The sequence below is a fragment of the Grimontia sp. NTOU-MAR1 genome (assembly GCF_035758505.1).
In the GTDB taxonomy this organism is placed as follows: Bacteria; Pseudomonadota; Gammaproteobacteria; order Enterobacterales; family Vibrionaceae; genus Enterovibrio; species Enterovibrio marinus.
Genome location: NZ_CP142109.1, coordinates 1,505,069 through 1,527,420, shown reverse-complemented (window position 1 = coordinate 1,527,420; position 22,352 = coordinate 1,505,069). Strand labels below are relative to the sequence as shown.

General features: G+C 46.6%; 24 protein-coding genes. 9 read left to right on the top strand and 15 right to left on the bottom strand.

The features are described from left to right. Positions 1-85: 85 nt before the first annotated feature. The gene (locus VP504_RS25040) at positions 86-1,039 is read right to left on the bottom strand and encodes a GlxA family transcriptional regulator (protein ID WP_325894715.1); all 954 of its coding nucleotides are present in this window, start codon (positions 1,037-1,039) and stop codon (positions 86-88) included. Between the two features lie 111 nt (positions 1,040-1,150). Between VP504_RS25040 and VP504_RS25035 the strand changes: the two genes are divergently transcribed. Continuing rightward, positions 1,151-1,675 carry a cysteine hydrolase family protein gene (locus tag VP504_RS25035; RefSeq protein WP_325894714.1) on the top strand — a complete coding sequence of 175 codons (525 nt, stop codon included), beginning with the start codon at positions 1,151-1,153 and terminating at the stop codon, positions 1,673-1,675. An 89-nt stretch (positions 1,676-1,764) separates the two neighbouring features. Here the strand turns inward: VP504_RS25035 and VP504_RS25030 are convergent, their stop codons facing one another. The 3 genes from VP504_RS25030 to VP504_RS25020 all read right to left on the bottom strand — a co-directional run bounded on the left by VP504_RS25030 (position 1,765) and on the right by VP504_RS25020 (position 4,243). Beyond that, a complete protein-coding gene (locus VP504_RS25030) occupies positions 1,765-2,589 on the bottom strand; it encodes an aldo/keto reductase (protein ID WP_325894713.1) in 825 nt (274 codons plus the stop codon). Between the two features lie 43 nt (positions 2,590-2,632). Further along, a complete protein-coding gene (locus VP504_RS25025; RefSeq protein WP_325894712.1) occupies positions 2,633-2,929 on the bottom strand; it encodes a Dabb family protein in 297 nt (98 codons plus the stop codon). A gap of 72 nt (positions 2,930-3,001) precedes the next feature. Continuing rightward, a complete protein-coding gene (locus tag VP504_RS25020; protein ID WP_325894711.1) occupies positions 3,002-4,243 on the bottom strand; it encodes a YbiU family protein in 1,242 nt (413 codons plus the stop codon). A 291-nt stretch (positions 4,244-4,534) separates the two neighbouring features. On the opposite strand from VP504_RS25020, the gene VP504_RS25015 reads away from it, so the two are divergent. From VP504_RS25015 to VP504_RS25000, 4 genes are all read left to right on the top strand, one after another. Next, a complete protein-coding gene (locus VP504_RS25015; protein WP_325894710.1) occupies positions 4,535-5,587 on the top strand; it encodes a LacI family DNA-binding transcriptional regulator in 1,053 nt (350 codons plus the stop codon). Positions 5,588-5,680: 93 nt separating this feature from the next. Further along, positions 5,681-6,127, top strand: coding sequence for a hypothetical protein (locus VP504_RS25010; RefSeq protein ID WP_325894709.1), 447 nt, complete (start codon positions 5,681-5,683; stop codon positions 6,125-6,127). Positions 6,128-6,277: 150 nt separating this feature from the next. After that, the gene (locus VP504_RS25005; RefSeq protein WP_325894708.1) at positions 6,278-6,700 is read left to right on the top strand and encodes a TraR/DksA family transcriptional regulator; all 423 of its coding nucleotides are present in this window, start codon (positions 6,278-6,280) and stop codon (positions 6,698-6,700) included. A gap of 98 nt (positions 6,701-6,798) precedes the next feature. Then, positions 6,799-7,041: a hypothetical protein gene (locus tag VP504_RS25000; RefSeq protein ID WP_002538849.1), complete on the top strand. Its 243-nt coding sequence runs from the start codon at positions 6,799-6,801 to the stop codon at positions 7,039-7,041. A 15-nt stretch (positions 7,042-7,056) separates the two neighbouring features. Here VP504_RS25000 and VP504_RS24995 read toward each other — a convergent pair whose 3' ends face one another. Next, positions 7,057-7,680, bottom strand: coding sequence for a heme-binding beta-barrel domain-containing protein (locus VP504_RS24995; protein WP_325894707.1), 624 nt, complete (start codon positions 7,678-7,680; stop codon positions 7,057-7,059). A 495-nt stretch (positions 7,681-8,175) separates the two neighbouring features. Next, positions 8,176-8,442, bottom strand: a complete 267-nt coding sequence (locus VP504_RS24990; protein ID WP_325894706.1) for a hypothetical protein — start codon at positions 8,440-8,442, stop codon at positions 8,176-8,178. Between the two features lie 151 nt (positions 8,443-8,593). On the opposite strand from VP504_RS24990, the gene VP504_RS24985 reads away from it, so the two are divergent. Next, complete coding sequence (locus VP504_RS24985) at positions 8,594-8,944, top strand: GFA family protein (protein ID WP_325894705.1); 351 nt, start codon at positions 8,594-8,596, stop codon at positions 8,942-8,944. Positions 8,945-9,008: 64 nt separating this feature from the next. Here VP504_RS24985 and ompV read toward each other — a convergent pair whose 3' ends face one another. The 9 genes from ompV to VP504_RS24940 all read right to left on the bottom strand — a co-directional run bounded on the left by ompV (position 9,009) and on the right by VP504_RS24940 (position 17,897). Then, positions 9,009-9,785, bottom strand: coding sequence for an outer membrane protein OmpV (gene ompV, locus VP504_RS24980; protein WP_325894704.1), 777 nt, complete (start codon positions 9,783-9,785; stop codon positions 9,009-9,011). Between the two features lie 92 nt (positions 9,786-9,877). Continuing rightward, a complete protein-coding gene (locus tag VP504_RS24975) occupies positions 9,878-11,173 on the bottom strand; it encodes an ATP-binding protein (protein ID WP_325894703.1) in 1,296 nt (431 codons plus the stop codon). 16 nt (positions 11,174-11,189) lie between these two features. Beyond that, a complete protein-coding gene (locus VP504_RS24970) occupies positions 11,190-11,915 on the bottom strand; it encodes a response regulator (RefSeq protein ID WP_325894702.1) in 726 nt (241 codons plus the stop codon). A gap of 268 nt (positions 11,916-12,183) precedes the next feature. Next, the gene (locus tag VP504_RS24965; protein ID WP_325894701.1) at positions 12,184-12,978 is read right to left on the bottom strand and encodes a phosphodiesterase; all 795 of its coding nucleotides are present in this window, start codon (positions 12,976-12,978) and stop codon (positions 12,184-12,186) included. Positions 12,979-12,988: 10 nt separating this feature from the next. Continuing rightward, positions 12,989-13,798 (bottom strand): carbohydrate ABC transporter permease, encoded by an 810-nt coding sequence (locus VP504_RS24960; RefSeq protein WP_062663977.1) that lies wholly within the window; start codon positions 13,796-13,798, stop codon positions 12,989-12,991. Further along, positions 13,795-14,688: a carbohydrate ABC transporter permease gene (locus VP504_RS24955; RefSeq protein ID WP_002538861.1), complete on the bottom strand. Its 894-nt coding sequence runs from the start codon at positions 14,686-14,688 to the stop codon at positions 13,795-13,797. Before VP504_RS24955 ends, VP504_RS24960 begins: the two co-directional genes overlap by 4 nt. A 55-nt stretch (positions 14,689-14,743) precedes the next feature. After that, on the bottom strand, positions 14,744-16,009 hold the full coding sequence (locus VP504_RS24950; RefSeq protein WP_325894700.1) for an ABC transporter substrate-binding protein: 1,266 nt from the start codon (positions 16,007-16,009) through the stop codon (positions 14,744-14,746). 77 nt (positions 16,010-16,086) lie between these two features. Then, positions 16,087-17,103, bottom strand: coding sequence for an ABC transporter ATP-binding protein (locus tag VP504_RS24945; protein ID WP_325894699.1), 1,017 nt, complete (start codon positions 17,101-17,103; stop codon positions 16,087-16,089). Next, a complete protein-coding gene (locus tag VP504_RS24940) occupies positions 17,100-17,897 on the bottom strand; it encodes a DeoR/GlpR family DNA-binding transcription regulator (RefSeq protein WP_325894698.1) in 798 nt (265 codons plus the stop codon). Before VP504_RS24940 ends, VP504_RS24945 begins: the two co-directional genes overlap by 4 nt. A gap of 210 nt (positions 17,898-18,107) precedes the next feature. On the opposite strand from VP504_RS24940, the gene VP504_RS24935 reads away from it, so the two are divergent. The 3 genes from VP504_RS24935 (at position 18,108) to rocF (ending at position 21,898) form a co-directional block, all read left to right on the top strand. Then, positions 18,108-19,811, top strand: a complete 1,704-nt coding sequence (locus tag VP504_RS24935; RefSeq protein WP_325894697.1) for a Na/Pi cotransporter family protein — start codon at positions 18,108-18,110, stop codon at positions 19,809-19,811. Positions 19,812-19,842: 31 nt separating this feature from the next. Continuing rightward, positions 19,843-20,436, top strand: coding sequence for a histidine phosphatase family protein (locus VP504_RS24930; protein WP_325894696.1), 594 nt, complete (start codon positions 19,843-19,845; stop codon positions 20,434-20,436). Positions 20,437-20,968: 532 nt separating this feature from the next. After that, a complete protein-coding gene (gene rocF / locus VP504_RS24925) occupies positions 20,969-21,898 on the top strand; it encodes an arginase (protein ID WP_062714670.1) in 930 nt (309 codons plus the stop codon). The last annotated feature ends 454 nt before the right edge of the window (positions 21,899-22,352 follow it).

The following is a 22,352-nucleotide window of genomic DNA, read 5'->3' as shown; positions in this document are numbered from 1 at the left end:
TCCTTACGCTTGGCTTCGTCTCTCACCTTGGTGAATCGGTACTTCGCGTTTTGCCAACAGAGAGTGAAGCCAACGGACAACAGAATTAGAATGCGGACTCATTTTCTGCAGCGACTCTGTTAGTACTAAAACGTTTTCTAAACTCGGTCGGTGTCAGGCCAAATTCACGCAAGAACACCTTCCGAAAAGCACTGATATCTTGATATCCCACTTCATAAGAAATCTCCGTAACTCCTTTCCCCGTTAGCTCAATCAATTGGCAGGCATGGTGAAGGCGTAATTTCTGTAAGTATTGGATGATGGTATGTCCTACAGCGGCCAAAAAGCGCCTCTGAAGCGTTCGCTGACTCACGAAAAAATACTCTGCGATGACTTTTACCGAAATGGGCTCAGCGTAATTCGCATCCAAATAGTCCTGTGCTTTTAGAACAAGTTCATCACCATGGTCCCGCTTTGGGACAAATTGGCGGTAGAAGCGCTGTTCGCGAAATCCGTTATCAACCACCATTTCTTTCGACAACTGCTGAGCAATGGTTGGTGAAGAGTACAGCGAGACAATTTCAAAAAGTAGATCAAGCCATGCCATCAGACCACCGGCAGTAATCACATCGCCTTCATTCACGATGATCGCATTCTCGTTGAGTTTCAGTTCAGGGAAAGCAGAACGAAACGAATCGGCTAATCGCCAGTGTGTGGTGCAGAACTTGTTATCCAGAAATCCTCCCTTCGCTAGAATAAACGCGCCAGCACAAGCGGAAGCAAGTAGAGCTCCTTGTTGCTGCATGCTCGAAAGATATTGATATAAGAGCGGGTTTTCCTGCATGTAAAAGTCATCGTTGATGCAAGGAGGTAACACCACGACCCTTACACTCTGTTGCGTATCAAGATGTTCCAACGCATTGATGCTCGCATCAAACCTGACCGAAGCGTTTAGCTGCTCACAAAGCGTATTAGCGATTGTCATGGCTTCAACTAAGCCATGTACTGCGGTTTGACTGGCTGTTGGGTAATTAACAATGGCAATTTTAATGTTTTTCATTGGATAGGTGTTGTCGCAAATGCCTTTTAAAGTGTCATTTTAGACTCTCGTTATAGGAACTCAACATGCACATAATTTACACATCCCAACGAGAGAACTGAGGAAATCAAAATGACTAAGCAAGCCTTGATTGTTATCGACATCCAAAATGATTATTTCGAGGATGGCAAATATCCGCTTTACCAGCCTAAAGAGACCACACAGAAAACGTTAGAAGCTATGGCTAGGGCGAAAGACAAGAACATTCCGATCATCCACATTCAACATTTGGTTTCACCGGAGCTGGGTGAGGGACTGTTTTTTTATGAAGGCTCAGAAGGCGTCAAAATCCATAAGGATGTGATGGCGGCAGCCCCTGACGCTCCAGTCGTCACCAAGCGACATGCAGATTGCTTTGAGAACACCAATCTTGAAGACCTGTTACAATCGATGGGCGTGGAAGAGATCCTGATTACAGGCATGATGACCCACAATTGTGTCAACCATACAGCGCTCTCTCCAGCGGCGGAAAAATACAACCCGAAAGTCATTGAAGAGTGCTGTTGCACCATTGACCCTATCGCCCATGCACTAGCAGTCGACTCTATGCAAGTACGTGGTATCGAGATGCTAAACATTCAAAAAGCCTTCGCATAACAGATAGCGTTAACCTGTTTAACCAAGGTTAGAATCGCCCGGTGATCGTCAAAGCCAGTTCAGAGGAACTGGCTTTATCGCGCGAGCCGTTAAGTCTCTTGCCAATCGGGAGCCCAGGGCGAGAGCTCTTTCGTCACTATGCGCATATTGGTATCGGTTAATGCATCAATTTTCGCCATTTCAATGCTTGATAAGGTGAAGTCCATAACATCGAAGTTAGCGCGAATGTTTTCCTGTTTTGTAGACATGGTGGTAATCGCTACCCCTTTTTGAAGCGCCCAGCGCAATGCGATTTGTGCGCTGGTCTTTTGGTAGCATTGTGCGATATCCGCAAAGAGGGGATGTTTAAAAATCTCCCCCCTCGCGACTGAGCAATAGGAAGAAAGGGGAATCGAGGTCTCAGTGGCCGTCAGTAGCAGCTGTTCTTGGTTCAATAGAGGATGGAACTCGACTTGATTGGTCACGATGGGCGTTTCAATGGTCTTTCGCACTTCTCTCATCATGCGAGCGTTGTAATTAGACACCGCAATATGTTTCGTTAACCCCAATCTATGCGCTTGTTGCAGCATCCACAGTGATGCGCCAACGTCGCCATCTGCAGGTGGCCAGTGCAACATGAGAACATCAACATACGCCAATTTCAGTGCCTTGAGACTGTCCTTCACCGACAATATGAAGTGGCGATCATTGAAATTGTCAGGATGCACTTTTGTAGTGATACACAACGCTTCCCTCTCTATAGGCAATTGAGACAATGCTTCGCCTAAGCTTGCCTCATTGCCATACATTTGTGCCGTATCGAACGCGCGGTAACCTGCCTCAAATGCATAATTAACCGCCTTTGTGAGTGTATCTCCATTGAGAGGGTAGGTTCCGAAAACCCGTTGATTGACGCCTTGAAAGCACACATTCATCTCTATGCTCCTTTATCTAGAATTGTGTTCCTGACACCGACAATTACAGGCTGTAATCAAAGACAGTGATGTCCTCAATGAGTGGCACGAAATCATCTTTGAGTTTTTCGTGGTCCGGGTGGGGCAAGTACTGCTCTCTGCCCGCTTGGTTTGCAAACGTCATCAGTACCGCATGGGTACACCCTTTGTTAAGGTTCTCATCACTATCGTTCTCTCCCCATTCAACGGCAACGACACCGTCGATTTTATTGGGGATATCCAGAAATAGTGCTTTTACATGGTTGATTTGGTCTTCGGTGGCACTCTCTATAAATTTGATAAGCAAGATATGTCTGATCATTGATGTGTTCCTCCCTTTTGTAGGTCTTCCATTTTGTATTAAGTCATTGTTTAGGCGCTAAACAGCGTGGTGTTAGACGTCAAAGCCCATTTGTTGTCTACCCAGCGCAGAGAGGTCACTCTCAACGGCCCGGTCCTGGTAATTCACTTCATAGTTTTCAGCGGCGAAGTCAGGGCTGCTTTCTCCCTTCAGGAAAGCGGACTTTTGTTTTAGTGAGTAGTCGATGTTCTTCTGACATGAAGGCGCGGCACCAATGAAAAGAACGTTGCTATAACCGTCGCCTGTGTGCTGATCTTCGACCGCATGAATAGTGTCCGGATGCCACCATACCGTGTCACCAGGATTCACTTTTGGAATTGACACTAAGCCCTCTAACAGATCGCTATGCCATTGCTCTGAAACGGTGAGTGCCCGACATGGTTCTGCACCACATAAGCTATCTTCGGGCACATCATCTTGAAGCGCTCTCAGCAGGATGTAAGGCATAGTGAGTATGGAAGGCACGACTTTTAAGGTGCCATCGCCTTGGCCTTGCGACGTCAGTGCCAGCCACCCTTGGAAAGATCGAAAAACACTACAAACCGCGGGAGAAGGAAACTCCTCTACGTTGATGCGGTGTGCACCATGAAAGGCATTATGTGAACGCCAGTCTCCGCCAAATATTTTTTCAAATACCTTTCGGTAACTTGGGTCGAGCCAACGTTCAACGGACCCTGCATCCACATGCGGAGATAGACCCAGCGTGGTATCGCCCGGTTCACGGCGGCGAACGCGGTCTGCATATGTGACGTCTTTTGTGGGGTCAAAGTAGGTTTCACCGTTCTCCTGCCACACCCAAAGGGCATTAAGGTATTGTCGAATAGCAGCCATATTCGGATGTTGTCGCGCCCAGATCTGAGGCTTTGACCAATAGATACCGAAGATTTGCGGTTTGTCAGATTTCAGCTGACTGAAATAATTGTCTTCAACATCCGTGGTTTGCTCGTAATAACCGTTCCCAACAATGTAGTCCGACAGTTCGTCATTCTTTTTCTGAACTTCTTCAGTAGGCAGCGTGTTTCGAATGATACAGCAGCCCGCCTGATGAATAGCATTGCGCTGCTGGATGTTAAATTGGCCCTGCGCCTGAACTTGAGAAAATGCATAAACTGGGACGGCACTACTGGTCGTTTCTAGTGACTTGATGCGCTTAACATCTTCACGCACTGCTTCCTGAATATCTTTGAACCTCTCCTTGTAATCAGGGATTTGTTGGCGAAGCGTTGCTTTTAAATTTTTGATTTGATGTGGCAAGTTTTCTTTGGATAAAGCCATAGTTGCTCTCCTTCATTTGGCATCGCGTCCTTTCTTCGGCATCAACCGAGGACAGTGTTGATCGGAATGTCAGTGCGTCATCTTTTGTTGAACATTTATTGAGCGATTTATTATTAATATACACAAACAACTGGAACGTTCCAGTTGTTTGTGTATATTTAAGTGAAGAGAGAGTATTGAAATTGAGAGTCTGCAACTATCCATCTTTCAGATATCCTTAATGTCATCAAATAGATATGACCTCTCAATACAAGCATCTTCGGGTTGTTTGGGTATACCTGTCAGGAGAAAGTGTTGGTTAAAAAAGAGAATGCAAGAAACAAAAAGCCGACAGTGATCGATGTTGCAAAGCGGGCAGGCGTCTCTAAATCAGCAGTGTCACTGGTCATTCGAAATGCGAAAGGCGTGGCTGAGGCAACCCGCGCTCGTGTTAGAGAGGCAATGGATGAGATTGGTTACGTTTATAACCGAGAAGCTGCGGGTTTAAGGAGTAAAACGTCCACACTGGTCGCCATTATTGCCAATGACCTAGCCAACCCTTATTTGGCCCAAGTGATCATTGCGCTAGAGACACGTCTTGATGAGTTAGGTCTGACACCCATCATAGTGAACATCAATGAAAGCTTATCGCGTCAGCAATCTATCGTCGCCTCGCTAAAAGAATACAATGTCTGTGGCTATTTGATTGTTCCGGCTCCTGACACCTCTGCGGAATGGATGCAATCACTTGCGTCGAATGGCAGTGCGATCGTCACCATGATGCGGCAAATCGACGGGGGAGGCGCACCCTCTGTCATGCCTGATAACAGGCAGGGCTGCTACATGGCGACAAAACACCTTCTTGCTTTGGGCCACAGACGCATCGCATTTGTGGGCGGTGTTGAAAACATCTCTGACTACCAAGAACGCCGACAAGGGTTTATCGATGCCATGGCAGAAGAAAACGTCGCCATCAAAGACGGTGACATTTTGCCAGGATCTACCAAGCGTCTGGGAGGCAAGGAATTCACCCACGAGTTACTCGATAAAGACGACTCAATCACTGCGATGGTGTGTTTCACCGATGTGGTCGCTTATGGCGTCTATGGGGCGCTTCGCGAGAGAAACCTGCGGCCTGGTCAAGACATTGCGGTGGTGGGTTTTGATGATTTGGATGACAGTCGCTTGCTTGCTCCTTCGTTAACAACAGTAAGGGTGAGTGCCGAATCGTTGGCGCATGAGGCATGTCGCCTTTTAGGAATCAGTCTGGAGTCAGACGGAGAAGGGTTTCAAAGCAATCATAAGGTGCTCATTGGCGTAGAGTTAGTGGTGCGCGACTCGACGCCTGCATTAAACGACATATAAGCCGCCATTATCGGCTTTCCCATTATTGAGCAGGGGAGGACAGGATCGGCGGTGATAATATCGGATGAGTTGTTCGTTAATGCAGTACCTACTATGAACAAATCAAAGATACTCCTTATCGCGATCACCCTGATATTGCTCCTGATGGCGTCATTCAATGAATATGCCATCTACGACGAGTATTTCGCTTATAGAGCCGACTACCTTGCCTACCTGCTCTTTGGTTACGTTACCTGCCTTTTTGTTTTACTGAACAATAAACTCGGTAAATGGATGCTCATCTTCTTCTATTTGATGCAGTCTGTGACACTTCTCCCTAACTACCCAGACTTCTACTTTAAAACAGGCATTTCGATTTACGTTTCCATATGGGATGGTGTGATCGACACCCCAGTGGCTTATAGGGTCGGTTTTTCCATCAACGCACTGGCGATAGGCATGATCGCATTGACCTTTGCTTTATTAAAAAATGAGCCGCGTGACAGCCAAAAAGCGAGCGAGAATCTGCCAGAGCAAGAATCTAAAGTTCCTAGGGGTTAGAAAGTTATCCTTGAGAGCCATTTGGACGTCTCCACCAGAAGTTAGTGTTTATTGCGCAGAGTTCAACTAGGACACCGTGACAAGATATTGGGAAGCAACAGGGTAATAACTGTTTGGTTGAGGACTTCTTGAACAGGGGGATAAAACGCTATGAATACAAAAACAAAGATACTCACGGAAGAAGAGATTCTGAAACAACCGGAATCGAAGTATATGGACGACGATCAGTTAGCTTTCTTTAAACAAAGATTGATCAATCTACATGAAGCGACACGGGCGCGCATTGAAGGGGCGACAGAACAAATGGTGAGCCCTATGGATTTCAGCGACCCCAGTGATCGAGCGACGTCAGAAGAGCAATCGGCTTTGGCGCTTCGAATCGTGGAAAGAGAACAGAAGCTGCTGCCGAAAATTCAACTCTCGCTCGAGCGGATTCGATTGAGTACCTATGGCTACTGTCTAGAAACGGGTGAGCCGATAGGTTTGGTTAGATTACTGATTCGCCCTACCGCTGAGTACTGTGCTGATGTGAAAGCTGTCATGGAAATGAAGGAGTTGCAGTTTAAGGATTGATTATTACACCTGGGAAATAATCTGTTCCTAATTTAGTGGATTATCAAAGCTCAACTTCAAATCTATACTTACCTCATCACTGAAAGAGGAGGTGAGTTATGGATGAGCAACGAGCCATCAACCTTTATTATTTCCTCAGATCCCAGAATGCACCGCAGTCTCAGATCAATGAGGTCGTGGAACGAATCAACCAATCTTACGGTATCAACCTAAGAAGCTTAGATACCCAGTACCGTAAGCAACGCGGTTATTCACCCAATCGATACGATATCAACACCTATGGAACGGCAGGTTCGAGAACCATGAATCAAACCCGCCAAATGCAAAAGCCAGCACATTAGTGCTGGCTTTATTATTTATTCAGCTGTTTTATATAATGTGCTGCTATCAGTATGCGAGAAATCACTACCATAAATATTCAGAGCGGTATTTTGAGAATATATCAACTTGTCGTCTTTGATATTTATGGTCATGGTAAAACCAGTCGTGGTTGAATTTTCTGTCATGTAACTTGATTCAGCAATACCGCGTGCTGATGCTTTCAATGTCATTATTTTACCCGCTACACCTTCTGCATTTACACAAGTTGTACGCGGAACACAGAACGAGTTATGAACGATTTGGTTTTCCTGATCGTAAATAAAGTATCCACGCTGGTCGTGGAACTTAGAGCCATCTGATTTACGGAAAACTTCCTGCTTATAGTAAAGAGCAACGAGACTTTGATCGCTCGCGTTAACTGCATCAGCAGCTACTTCAAAAGTGATGGTTTCGTAGAATGGGGTGACAGCAGGTGCGCCTTTACCTTGTTCAGCACCTTCCTGAGCGGGAGCAACATCAACAACTCCTGTTTCAACACTTTTCCAAGTACCGACAAGAGAGGCTAGGGGACCAAAGTCCATACCGTCGATAACATTATGGTCGGCAAATGCTGGCATTGCGACACCAGAGGCAAGAATAAGCGTTATCAATTTTTTCATTATTAATTCCTTTCCTAAGTTGGCCTTGGAAAAGGAATATAGGTATGTATCGCAAACTATTTTTTCGCTGGAACATTTTTGAATAAAAACTGAGAGCTTGAATGTATGAAAAATTAAATTAGTTAATAAACATTATTGTAGTGTAAAAATATATTAATGCCGCACCAGTGATGATTGTATCTGTAATTATGCTGATGATAATAACATATCTTGAGATTGAAGTAATATATATTTCCCTTTGATAATCGGTATCTCTATATTTCAAGTGATTAATAAAAAGCACCACGGAGTAACGCTTCTTTTGACGGGAAGTGATCGTATACCCAAACAACCTGAAGATACTTGGGTATAGATGTTCGCTTCGATAGATAGGCCAGCACAGCAGGCCTATCTATGCTGGTTTATCGGCTGCACTTATTAGGTTACTTGTGACATGGAGTCTCAACCGAGTAAGCAATAGATGACTGTGCGCCCGATAAAAAAGGAGAAATGAATTTACCGCTTATTACCACCAAAGAGATCGGAAAGATAAGCAGATATCACGCTGCTGAAGATCCCGATTATCACTGCGACAGCAATGACCACCAAGAAGGTAATCACGGCAATAAAAATTGAGCCGATAAACAGGCCGACTAATGGAAGAATCACAAAGAAAATAAAAGCGATGACCAATGCAGCAACGATCAATGCGCCAGCTTGAAGCGCCAAGATGGCAACCGGATTGGAGATTTCTTTGCCGTTAATGACAACTCTTCTGTTCATTTTTATCTCCTTAAAGATTTCCTATCCAGCATAGCATTTTGGTTCGTCCAGTTGTCAGATGACTTAACAATCCTTGATTGAAAAATAATCAGGAGGGCGTGTTAGTCTGATAAAGATCAAAAACAATCATAAGTACAGCTGGGAGAAAGGCATGAAATACACAGGAAGTTGTCACTGTGGGTCAGTGACGTTTGAATTCGAAGAGCATGAAATTAAATCAGGGTTACGCTGTAATTGTTCAATCTGCCAGAAGAAAGGGGCATTGATGAGCGCGTTTACCGTGCCACCGGAAGCCATAAGTATCACAGCAGCAGAAGGTGTGCTGGCGACTTATTCGTTTGGTAGTGGTACGGCGAAACATCACTTCTGTAACCGTTGTGGGATTTATCCTTTCCACCAAACTCTTAGGAAACCAGGACACTACCGGGTTAATCTCGGCTGCCTTGATGGTATCGATACAACCAAGTTGCCATTTGATGTGTTTGATGGTGCTTCGGTTTAGAACCTAACCTTAAACTAAACAATGAAGAAAAGCCTGACGATGTGATGTCGTCAGACTTTTTTGATCAGAAGTGATAGGCGACTGTCGCACCAACCAGCCATTGGTGTTTGCTGTCAACGATAGGGGAGTCAGCAACTTCACTGCCTAATTCTGTGTATTGAGTGGATTGGGTCAGGTTCCAGTTCTCGCTTATAGGATAAATCAGCTTATAACCTACTTCATAAGCGACTGAACTGCTGCCCGTGTACTCAGGTCGGTTGGCGCGTGCTTCTTTTGGCTGCACGCCAAAGTAGTAGTCCACAAAGTCTTTACTCTGGAACATCACCCCTGCGAAGGAAACCAAATCCGCATCGCCAATGGAAAAGATGTCGAAGTACCTCACACCCGCCAGATAGCCTTTGTAAGCGCCAGATATATCATGCTGGAAGTAGGTAGAAATCACGCCGGTACCAACTTGGAAATCAGCATTTAATCCGAGGTCAACACTGACGTCCCTGTCATCCATACCTTTCAGGAAGTCCGAGGTATCGTCATCGTAACCGATCCCCGCGCTGGTGAGATGAACACCTAGATTGACCAGATCACCGTCGGTTCCATAAAAGCGGTAGTTTGCACCACTGAAGTCGATGTTGAAGTCTTCGCCGTGGTAGCCAAAGTTAAGGAGTGGAACAACTGAGTGATCTTGCTCTTTGTAGAGGTCGCTGGTGGCAGCTACGCCTGCTTCAGCTATCCAACTGCTTTGCTTGCTGTAGATGTTACCGTTAAGAATATAAGTTTGATTCGCTGCCTGTACCGCAGGTGCAGCGGCGAGAATGGAAAAGAGTAATGCAGATTTATTCATGATTCTGTCCTTGTTTGTGCGCTTAATGAACACCGTACAAAACTCGGCTAACTGACAATAGAATCAATTTGTCATGGGTTTGTCAGCGATTGTCAGGGTCTTTGGTTTGGAATGGTCACAATGAGTTTGGCTCCTCCTTTTGCGCTTTCTTCGAACACGGCATGCCCGTCGTGTTTTTCAACAATAAGTTTAACAATGGCAAGACCCAGTCCATGACCCATATTGGCTTTGTTCCGGGAAGGGTCGACACTGAAAAACGGCTCAAAAACGGATTCGCGATACTCGTCAGGGATCCCGGGGCCATCGTCTTCAACAATGATCTGGGATGATCTTCCGTTTTGTTGGCAAATGACTTTGACGGTTGATTCCGCATACCGCACTGCATTCGTTAAAATGTTTTCTATAGCGCGTTTCAACAAGGGTTTATCAGCCAGAAGTGAGATATCAGGCTCGATAACCAATTCTATTTCACGATTTTCACGGTTGGGTAGTCGCTCAACCAAATGCTGGATAAAGGACAAGGCAAGGAAGGCTTCTTTCGTCAGTGATCTATCCTGGCGACCAATTTTGGCAAAGTAGAGCAACTCATCGACCAACTGCTCCATCTCTTCTGTGTCTTCTATAATGCTGGTGACTTTTTTTCGCAACTCCTCTGACTGAGCTTCCTCCTTGATGAGTTCTGCCTGCCATTGAATCCGGAAAATGGGCGTGCGGAGGTCATGAGCAACGGCTTGTGTCAATGAGCGGTTACTGGTTATCAATAGCGAAATCTTGTCAGCCATTTCGTTAAAGCTATCGTTTAGCTTTCCGACTTTACTCCCACTATTTGTTGGTGCTCGGGCGTTTAAATTCCCCTTAGCAAAGTCGGCCGTTACACTTTGTAACACCCTAACTCTGCGGCTGAGAAACCAAATGAGCCAAGTTGAATAAACAAGGAAACCACCCAAGATAAACACAAAGAAGAGGGAGTCGCTGAACTCGATATTCTGTCTGACTACGTCATTAGTATTTGGCTCAAAATGGTAGTAGTTCGTTGAATCCGGCAGTGTTAGCCAAAGTCCCCGGTCTTCATCGTGAAAGGAATAGGAATGCGGGATATCGCTTCCTGAAAAGTATCGTTTTACTTCTTCGGGGGCATCATTCATTGGCACGAGGTTTAGATTGTTCGCCGTGGATTGCGCGTAGTCAGCAACCAATTGCCTGAGCGCTTCATCATCTTGATGCTCTGACAAATTCGCCATTAAATCTTGTACTGCTGCTGCTTGCATGTCCTCAAGGACATAGTCGTAATCTGTATTCAGCTGATAGACGAACAAGTCAAACGCGAAAAGGCTGACAATAAAAAGAACAAACAGTCCGATAAAGGATTCGATATAGATACGCCACATAGTTAACCTGGTCTTGTTATTCCTTCCATGCGTCCGGTACAAAGAGATAGCCTTTCCCTCTCACTGTCAGTATCCGATGGGGTGATGAGGGGTTATCTCCCAGTTTTTTTCGAAGACTGACGACCTTGTTATCGACAGTACGATCCAGTCCATCATATTCAATGCCACGAACAGCGAGTGTCAGTGTTTCTCTCGACAAAACTTCGTCTGCAGAAGCGGCGAGCAGCCATAAGAGGTCGAACTCACTGTCTGATAGAGCAATGTGCTCACCAGACCATTCACACCATTTTCTTGCCTTGTTGAGTGACAAATTCCCAAACGTTAATACGCTGACGGATTTAGGCTTTGACGTTTCTGGCATTTCACTACTTGAACCCTCCCTGCGCAGTAACGCACGCAATCTAGCGAGCAGTACGCGGGGTTTAATCGGTTTGGTGACAAAGTCATCAGCCCCAATTTCTAGGGCGGCGACATGGTCGAAATCGTCATCACTTGCCGTGAGCATTAACACCTTACCGGAGAATTGTGGGCGAATCTGTCGGCAAATTGTCAGGCCATCGATATCCGGCAGCATCAGGTCTAGCATAACGATGCTGGGTTGTTCAGAAAGGATTGCACCAATGGCACTTTCACCGTGATCAAACTCCCTTACGTCAAAATCCTGCTCACGGAAGTAGGAAGCCAGAAGCTGTCGAAGCTTGGTGTCATCTTCAACAATAAAAAGCAGCGGTTTGGGTGACATTGAAAATCCTCATACCTGAATGTAAAACCAATCACAGTAGGTAGCTGATCAGAAATAGCGCAGGAAAAATGCTCGAGAACAAGGCGGGAAATTTCGATAAGTAGTTATTCTACAATCAAATTTTTCAACGCAGTTATTGAGCATTTTAACAAGCTAGGATGAGCAGATATTTACTACGATTGGTATAAGTTCTATCAAGGGGATAGCACGCTAAAACTGATTTGTCATCGCTTTAGCGTGAGAGTTGAGGGCTTTGTAGGAGAGTGGTTCAAAAAGGATAAAGTTGGCCCGAAGAAGCCAGTGTAAGGTAGGTGCTTCGGAACCCCTTATTCCACTCATGCAACATATAGCCGCCGGGATCTTGTGTAAAACCTACAGGCGCATCACTTCGATGATCCGTCAAAAAGGAACTCGCTGTTGCGGGGGAGGACAAGACCGTGGCTCCACCTATTGTGCTAACAATGCTGTTATGAAGATGGCCGCAGATAATCCGCACTTCACGGGGTGATTTCTCCAGAATCTCTGCCATTTCATCTGCGCCTTCTAGGCCAATGGCATCCATAAACTGAATACCGGATGCAAAAGGAGGATGATGCATGGCGATTAGGGCGGGTTTATCTGGGTGACGCGTCAATGCATGTTCCAGAAAAGCCAAAGCAGTGGGAGATAAACGACCACCGCCTTGACCTGGAATTACGGTATCCAGACCGATGATGTCGAGGTCTGGGAAATGTTTCACCCAGTTGATTTCTTCACTGGTCGCTGGTGTCAGATTCTCAAAGCAGTGATGCATAGAAGAGCGAAGATCATGATTGCCGGGTATCACGAAATAGGGAATACCCAAACGCCTTATTACAGACTTGAAGGCTTCGTAGCTCTCGACGTCGCCGTGGTCAGTGATATCGCCAGTCACGATGATGGCATCGACATGTCCAAGCTTCTCTATGTCCTGCTCAATCTTAGTGATGGCCTCTTCAAACAAGGTCAGCGTGTCGAGCACGCCGGAAACCTTGTTGGGAGGACAGACAACGTGCGTGTCTGTCAGCTGTATGATTCGTGTCATAGCGCCCTCCTCACTTGATACCTGCACGCAAGAACGCTTGCACGAACTGACGCTGGAATATCAAGAACGCGATCAGTAGTGGTGCAACCGACATCATTGTCGCAGCAGAAATCACGGAAATATCTACGCCGTTTTCCGGCGCTCCGAATATCGACAAACCCACGGTGAGTGGTCGGGTATCGTCAGAGTTAGTCACAATCAAGGGCCACAGGAAGTTGTTCCAGTGGGTCGAGACAGAAACCAGTGCATACGCGAGATAAGTCGGCTTTGCGAGGGGCACATAGACTTTCATCAAAATGCCAAACAGCGAACACCCTTCGACGCTGGCTGCTTCATGTAACTCATAAGGCACCGATTTAAAGGACTGGCGCATCAGGAAAATGCCGAATGCACTGGCCATGTATGGCATACCCACACCCAAGATAGTGTCGAACAGGCCCAGCTTGGACGTGACTGCGTAGTTTTCGACGATCAGCACTTCTGGAAGAATGAACAGTTGCAGCAAGACCAGAATGAAGACGAAGTCTTTACCCGGAAATGACACCTGTGCAAACGCAAAGCCCGCCAGCGTGGTAATGATGAATTGCCCAATCAAAACCACGGTCACCAGACAAAACGTATTGATGAAGTACTGAATCCAAGGCGCACCTTCCCATGCGACGCGGAAGTTATCGAGTGTCCAACCCGAGAGCAGGTTGAAATTCACTGCATCTGATGTGGTGTGAAATGCAGCCCAAAAGGCAAACACTAGAGGCGATATCCAAATGACGGCCAGTAGGAGCGCACCAAAGGTATCGAGATACTTTTCGATAAATTTCATTGATAGTGCGTCCTTTTATCCAGATAAGTGAACTGAATCGCCGCTGCAATCCCAAGTACTATCAGCACCAGCACAGTCATGGCAGCAGCATGTGGCGCATCGAAGAAGGCAAACGCCATTTCCCAGATGTAGTAGAGGATCAGCTTTGACGCGTCGGACGGCCCACCTTTGGTCAGAATGAACAGGTGGTCAATCAACTTCACCGAGTTAATCATGGCGTTGACCACAATAAACAGGGTGGTGGGCATCAGTAGTGGCAACACAATGCGGCGTGTGTAAGTCCAGCGACTGGTGCCTTCAATATCTGCGGCTTCTTTGTAGTCTGCAGGAATGGTCTGCAAAGCAGCGAGATAGAAAATCATGAAGAATCCCGCTTCTTTCCAGATGGTGACAATAATCACCGCCCAAAGCGCGGTTTCAGGTCTACCCAGCCAGTTGACTGATTCAAAGCCAAACAGCGCGCCGATTTGGTCAAGTACGCCCAAATCTGGCGTGTAGAAGAACAGCCAAAGGTTCGCAGCGGCAATCATGGGCAGTACGGTTGGGGTGAAATACGCGGTGCGGACAAAGCCCTTGGCCGATATTTTTGAGTTAGCCCAAAGCGCCATAATGAGTGCGATAGCGATCGACGCCGGAATGGTAATCGCGGCATAGAAAAGGTTGTTTTCGACGACGATCCAAAAGGTCGGATCGTTAAACAGATCCGAGTAGTTTTCCAGCCCGGTAAATTCTGAAGGGCGACGACGCGTTCCTTTGGAAAATAGACTTTCCCACAGGGTAGCTACCGAAGGGTAGAACGCGAAAAGCGTCAGTAAAATGGCAGCGGGAGTCAGCAGAAGCCAGCCATACATGTGCTGTCTGCGGCGCTCCATTTCAGCGTAATGATTCATAGTACTGCTCAACTTCCAGAGAGTCCCCCACCTGAGTCAGGTGGGGGAGACGTGCTTATTGATAATCGCGCAGGAGCCGTTTCGCGGATTTCTGAGCTTCTTCAAGCGCAGCTTCCGGCGTTTTCTGGTCGGTCAGGGCAAATTGAATCGCGTTATTCAAACCTTCGCGGACACGCGCGGTTTCGTAAGTGGAGAACTCAGCAACCGCATGTTCAAGCTGGTTGCGTGCAACCAACGCTGGTGGGAACGATGACGTGTATTCTTGGAGCGCTTCGGTGTCGTATGCGCCTTTCGACACACCCATGTAACCGGTCGCGATTGACCACCTCGCGGCTTGCTCTGGTGAAGTCATGAACTTGATGAGCTTCATGGCTGCGGCTTTTTCTTCGTCAGAAGTGTCTTTAAAGATGTAGAAGTTGCCGCCACCGGTTGGTGAGCCTAAACGGACATTGCCTGGCAGCATGGCGACACCAAAGTCGAACTTCGCGGCCTTTTTGACTGCCGTCAGGTTACCGGTTGAATGCCACATCATTGCGGTATTGCCCTCAAGGAAAGCTTGGCGAAGTGTGCCCCATTCGACAGTGCCTGTTGGCATCACACCATGCTCCTGAGAAAGAGACTTCCAGAATTTCAGTGTGTCAATCACAGCTGGATCATCGAAGTAGGTGGTGAGGCCATCATCAGACATCAGCTTTTTGCCATTCTGAATCGCCAATGCCTGGAACATCCAATATGGGTAGCCAGTGGACGGGATCATGATGCCGTAGGTGTCGTCGTTAGTGAGTTTTTTGCTCACCTCGACCAACTCATCCCAGGTTGTCGGCGGCTTTTCAGGGTCAAGACCCGCGGCACGGAACATATCTTTGTTGTAATAAGCAACAATGGTCGAGCGCTGGAATGGTATACCCCAGGTTTTGCCTTCCGCCTGGCCGTTTTCCATCAATGCAGGGTAGAAATCTGCCAACCAAGCTTTGTCGGCGTCACCTTGCATCAGGTCATCAAACGGTGAGATCAAATCTTGCTCAATTAAGTCGTACACGTCGATAGAAAACATAACGGCCAACTGTGCAGGCTCGCCAGAGTTTAGTGCAGATAAAGCGCGAACACGGGTGTCATCGTAGTTACCAGAGTAGATAGCGTTAACCTTGATATCTGGGTTTTGCGCTTCAAAGTCATCAACAATTCCGTCGACCACTTTTGTTAGTGCGCCACCTACAGCGATGGGGTAGTACATGTTCAGTTCTGTCGCTGCTATTGCGGATTGCGACGCGAGTGTAAACGCACCGGCAAAGGCACAACTCATTATTTTTGAGAACTTCATAGTTTCACCATTGGTTACGTATTAAATTTCGGAATCAGCTTTCTGTTTAGTGTCGAGCAAAGCCGTTCCACTCCTTGTTAATTTATTCTTTTTCCATCACCGTCAAAGAAGTGCAGAGCACTGTCCTCAAAGGTTATGTCTACGGTGCTTCCTTCTTCCAATGACGAGTAGCCATGAAGTTTGACCACTAAGCCTTTGGCTTTGGGGTGATCAAGCAGCACATGGGTTTCATCACCCAGGTATTCGCTTTCAGAAACGGTGCAATTGATTCGACCTTGGCCTGCCTCTACCAACTCCACATCTTCAGTGCGAAGACCCACTTTGTGTGCGTGCTCAGTGCCAGGAATAACGTCGCCATCAATCAATGCCATTGGTGGGGCACCGATAAATTCAGCGGCAAAGGTATTTTGGGGGACGTTGTAGAGCTCCTGTGGCGTGCCTGTCTGCATGATGTGACCGTCTTTCATCAGAATGATCAGATCAGCCATACTCATGGCTTCCGTTTGGTCGTGGGTGACGTATACCACGGTCATTCCTAAATCTTTCTGGAGCTTTTTGATATCTTTTCGAACTGAATGGCGTAGCTTGGCATCCAGGTTGGAGAGCGGTTCATCCATCAGGCAAAGCGGTTGCCCAGCAACAATCGCGCGAGCGAGCGCCACACGTTGGCGCTGCCCACCAGAAAGCTCCCCGGGTTTGCGTTCTTCATAACCAAGAAGTCCGGTAATACGCAGTGCATTCTCAAGCTTTTTCAAACGCTCATCTTTGGGGACTTTGCGCACTTTCATTCCGAACATGACGTTCTCTGCCACAGATAAGTGTGGGAAGAGTGCATAAGACTGGAATACCATGGAAAGATTTCTTGCTGAAGGTGCCATTTCAGTCACGTCGGTGCCTTCAATGCGAATAGCCCCTTCATCAGGGATCTCTAAGCCAGCCAGTAATCGCAACGTGGTAGATTTGCCGCAACCAGAGGGACCCAGAAGGGCAACAAATGCGCCTTCTGGGATATCGATGGAAATGTTTTCAACACCAAGTTGTCCGTTCCATCTTTTTGCGATGTTATCGAACGAAACAAAGGGTTCTGTGTTCATGAAGCGTCGCCTCCCACTAACTTCAAACGGTCTCCGACACGGTCACTCAGCGCTGAAAAGTCATCGCCGGGATGTTGGTCCATGATGATCAAATCTACGTCGAAAATACTCCCGCCAATGGCAGGGGCTGTTCGCGTCAACTTAGTACTGTCCATGACTAAAATGGACGTTTTGCAATGGGTGCGAATGGCTTCGCGAACCCTCACTTCGGAGGCATGAAAATCCAACATGCCTCCGTCTTCTGAAACGCCGGCTACGCCAAAAATGCCGTACTCAGCGCGATAACTGTTAAAAAACTCAAGCACGCCTTCGCCAAGTACGTCCCTGTCTGGCATGCGTACCTCTCCACCGGGAATGATGATGCGGTTACTTGGCTCATTACTCAGCACCATGGCGGCATTGAGATTATTGGTCATCACCGTTAAGCCAGATTTTGCAGTCAGTGCTTCGGCCACAATGGCTGGTGTTGAACCAATAGAAATAAACACCGTCGCGCCATCAGGAATGACATCAGCCACTGCTTTAGCAATAGCGCGTTTCTCAGTTGGATTTGTTGCGGCGCGAAGGTCATAGGGCGCATTCAACTGCTGTTCGAAACACTCCACACCCCCGTGACGACGGCGAAGCAGATTTTCACTACACAATTGATTGAGATCCCGACGCACGGTCTGTGATGACACACCCAACATTTCCGTGAGTAATTCGACAGATACATTGCCGCGCGCTTGTGTCAGTTCGATGATCTTTTCGCGTCGAATCTCTGTTTTCGATTTGAGTTTGGTTGCTACCGTCATAACTGCTCACATCTCCACTTTCATTTCAATCTAAGATCAAATTTAACAAATTGCCAACATAAAATGAGCGTACGAACATATAAATGTTCATTTGTTGATCAAAAGCGCAATATTGATTACCTTATAAATAAGCGAATGCTCAAGATGTATGGGTATAGAGGTGAAAGCGAGAAGTGAAAACACGCGCGTCGTGCGCTAGGTGATATAAGAATGACAGGAACATCTGTATTAATTAATTTGTTGGGAGGCGTGGCACTGCTGCTGTTTGGTCTTGCGCTGGTCAAAGAGTATGTATTGAAAACCTTCGGTGGACGGATCCGCCGTAGTTTAGGACGGTCGACGTTTAACCGTTGGCGCGGCTTTGGTGTCGGCCTTGGAGTGACATGCCTGCTACAAAGCAGCACTGCCACGGCGCTATTGGCCAGTTCATTGGGTAGCCAGGGGCTGGCAACAGCAAGTGGTTTAGCGATTTTACTTGGTGCGGATGTTGGTACCACTCTAGTGGCTAAACTCCTGACATTCGATTTAAGTTGGCTCGCCCCTGTGCTGTTATTTGTTGGTTTTATAGTCATGTCTTCAGGGAAGAAGGATAAAATCAAGCATATTGGCCGAATCATGATTGGCCTTGGCATTATGTTGCTAGCGTTGAAAATCATCGTTTCTACGTCAGTTCCTATGCGCGATTCTGTGGCAATTCAATCCTTGATGGGAGCGCTCAGCGATGAGCCTATGCTGGCTGTCATCGTCGGTATGTGTATTGCGTTTCTGGTGCATTCGAGTCTTGCAACCGTTTTGCTCATTGTGGCAATGGCTGGTTCTGGTGTGATTACGCTGCAAGGGGGAATGGCGCTGATTTTAGGGGCAAACTTAGGCGCAGCCCTACCAGCGGTGATGAATACGGTTAACGCAACACCAGAAATTCGAAGGGTGCCGCTGGGGAATTTGGGCTTCCGTGCCGTCGGTGTAGTGATTACTCTGCCTCTGCTGGATGTACTGAATTCAACAGCGTTGTTTGCGTCTGATGAGCCCGCAGCACTACTTGTTAACTTCCACCTTTTTTTCAACATATTGTTGACGATGACATTTTTGCCCTTGGTGACGCCTTGTGCACGTTTACTCGAAAAATGGGTACCAGCGAATACCTTGGATAAGGCAGACAACAAACCCCGTTATCTGGATAGAAAAGCATTTCATACACCTTCAGTGGCATTGTCGAATACTGTGCGTGAGGTGCTGAGAATGGGGGATTTGCTGAGAGGCATGCTTGATGGTGCGTTTGAGGCGTTGAACACTCGTAACTCTGCACAGTTACAGCATATTAAGCGTTCGGATGATTTGGTCGATGAGTACTACGAGAAGATAAATCTCTATTTAACGGAGCTCAGTCGTCAGGACATCCCCAAGAAGTATCGCCGCCGTTGCTATCGCATTTCGTCTTATACGACCAATCTGGAGCATGCAGGCGACATTCTCGAATACAGCATGACAGAAGTCATCAATAAAATTATCCAACAAAATATTCTCTTGCCTGATTATGAGCGTAAAGCGATTGATGAACTCAAGACCTGTATTTACCGTAATATGGAACTCGCTTTCAGCGTGCTACTCACCGGTGATGTGAACAATGCGCGTGCGTTAATTGAACAGAAGAGCGTAGTAAAAAACATTGAGCGCGAAGCAATACTGGCTCATCAAAAAGGACTCCGTGATCAAACGATTACCGTTATTGCTGGCAGCTCTTTATATTTGGATTTATTGAGAGATTTAATCCGTATCAACTCTCACTTTACGTCGATTGCATACCCTATCTTGGATCAAGCGGGCGAGTTAAGAACCAGCCGACTTAAAAATACCCAAACGGAATCGCCAAAAAGAGCGGAGCCAAACTTTAATAACAATGAATCTCCAACGTAAGGTTGCTTGAGTTTTCACTAAGGAAGGAAGAATGACCGTTTTCAAGAATACTTACCTCATTATGCGCCATGGGCAAAGTGAAGCAAACGTCGCTGATATCGTGGTCAGTGACCCTGAGATTGGTTGCCTGAATTACGGGTTGTCACCGCTTGGGCAAACTCAGGCGAAGGAATCTGCAATAGGATACGATGGCAAGCCGATAGATGTGATTTTTTGTTCAGACTTTAAACGTACGAAAGAAACGGCAGGTATTGTGGCGAGTGTTCTTTCACTTCCGGCCCCGATCGAAGACACTCGACTTCGCGAGCGATTTTTTGGTGAGTGGGAGGGACGCTCGTCTTCAGCCTATGAAAATGTATGGGAGAAAGATTTTCAGGATTCTCACCAGAGCGTCAATGGTGTTGAGAGCACCATGAGCGTGCGCGAACGTTCAGTAAGCTTAATAACAGATCTCGAAACCCAATATGAGAACAAGGTGATTCTTCTCGTCGCCCACGGCGATATTTTGCAGATTATGAAGTCTGCTTTCCACGGTATTGAACCTGGTCAACACCGTTCCTTGCCTCATCATGAAACTGGTGAGATGAAATTGTTGGCCTCTATAGGTGAGAAATTTTATTTTTAAGGCTGCATTTCTGGCGAATAAAACAGAAAAGGTTACCGGGCACTGCTGGCTGTCATGTGCTTCAATCGTTTGCTTCGTAAAGGTACCTACGGAAAGCAGTGGCATGCGCGTTATAACGATAAATGTGAAGGTCGTAGTATTGCCATCTTTTATGAAAAGCAAGCTTCCTGAAATCAGTGATTCAGCAGCGAGAAGATGAAGCGAAAAACGCGAGGCATCAAGCTGATTAATACTGGCCATTTTTCTTTTCGCCGTAAACTTTCGCAACTAAATAACCAAAACTGTTGAAAGTTCAACATAGTACAGCGTGTGTCTCTAGCGAGAACAGCGTATCACTATTGCTAGCAGTGATCTCTTCTTCGCTTTCTTTCCTGCCTCCTACTTATACTCAAAATACTGTCATGTTAAATAAATGTTACGGGCCGATGGTAACTGTTAAAGAACGCAGCCCTTTCACACTGGCAATCAATATTCTTCGAAGGAGTGAATTAATACTCCTCATTCCAATACGATCGTTTCGAGGGTCTCCCTTATGAAAGAAAATGGACAATCTACATCAATTCAAATCATCGGCGTCCCAGTAGATTTGGGGGCCTCACGCAGGGGAACGGATGGCGGTGTTTCTGCTGTGCGTATTGCTGGCTTAGGTGAGAAACTAAAAAAGTTAGGTTACAGCATCTCGGAAGAGGTGGATGTCGCGGTTCCATCCAAGGAATCGAGACCTTCTCAAATGCAAGAAAACATGCGATTTCGGAGCGAAATCCTGCAAGTGTGTCGTGATTTGGCTTTGGTCACGCGAGATGCGCTCAGCAATGGCAACATTCCAATGGTTGTTGGGGGAGATCACTCTTTGGCGATTGGATCGATATCGGGTATTGCTGATTACTACCAACAGCAGAATCAAGAACTGGGGCTAGTATGGTTTGATGCTCATGCTGATATGAACATTCCAGGTATATCTCCATCAGGTAACATTCATGGCATGCCGCTCTCACACTTGATGGGTTACGGTGATAAAGATTTCACCAATATCCTAAGTGATAATCCAAAAATCAAACCCGAAAACGTTGCGCTGGTGGGCGTTAGGGATATTGATGAAAAAGAACGCGAGTTGATTCGACAGTCTGGGGTCAAAGTCTATAGCATGCGCGATATCGATGAGATAGGCATGAGCCGTGTCGCCGACGAAGTTATAGAAATCGTGACTAAAGGGACGGTTGGCTTTCATGTCAGCTTCGATGTAGATGGTTGCGACCCCGAAGTGATGCCGGGTTCAGGCACCTTAGTTCCGGGCGGTGTGACGTACAGAGAGGCACATTTACTATTGGAAAAATGCGCAGAGACCAAGCTGATGACTTCGATGGATTTGGTTGAGCTCAACCCCTTCCTAGATAAAGGCAATATCTCTGCCGAGCGTGCAGTTTCTTTGGTGCTCAGTGCATTCGGACAAAGCGTTATTTGATCAGTCGCTTTGCTTGATTTATCGACACAACACTCAATACTCTTTTGTTTAAAATATGAGAAATCGATGCTTTGGTGAGACTGATAAATACTCTGACCGAAGGGAGGTTGAATTTTCACCGGTCTCTTTATAAAAGAAGCGTTATGAGGGGTATTTCTCTCTTGCGGAGTAACTACAGTAGAATTTCCAATTATGAAAATGCAGCCACATCAAGGCATAGAAAACAGAACCATTGTGGCGGACACAAAATTGGTAAATGGCGTCTATGTCATGGATAGACGTGATCGTAGAGATCGACGCAAAAAACGTGGCAACTACCAAGGGTATGATCGCCGTGTGAGCGCTGATCGGCGGGATTCACCAGGAATCGACGAGTACATATAGCCAGTAAGCTCAAAAACATCCAGAAAACGGTGATCTCAAGAGGTCGCCGTTTTTTTTGAACCATAAAACA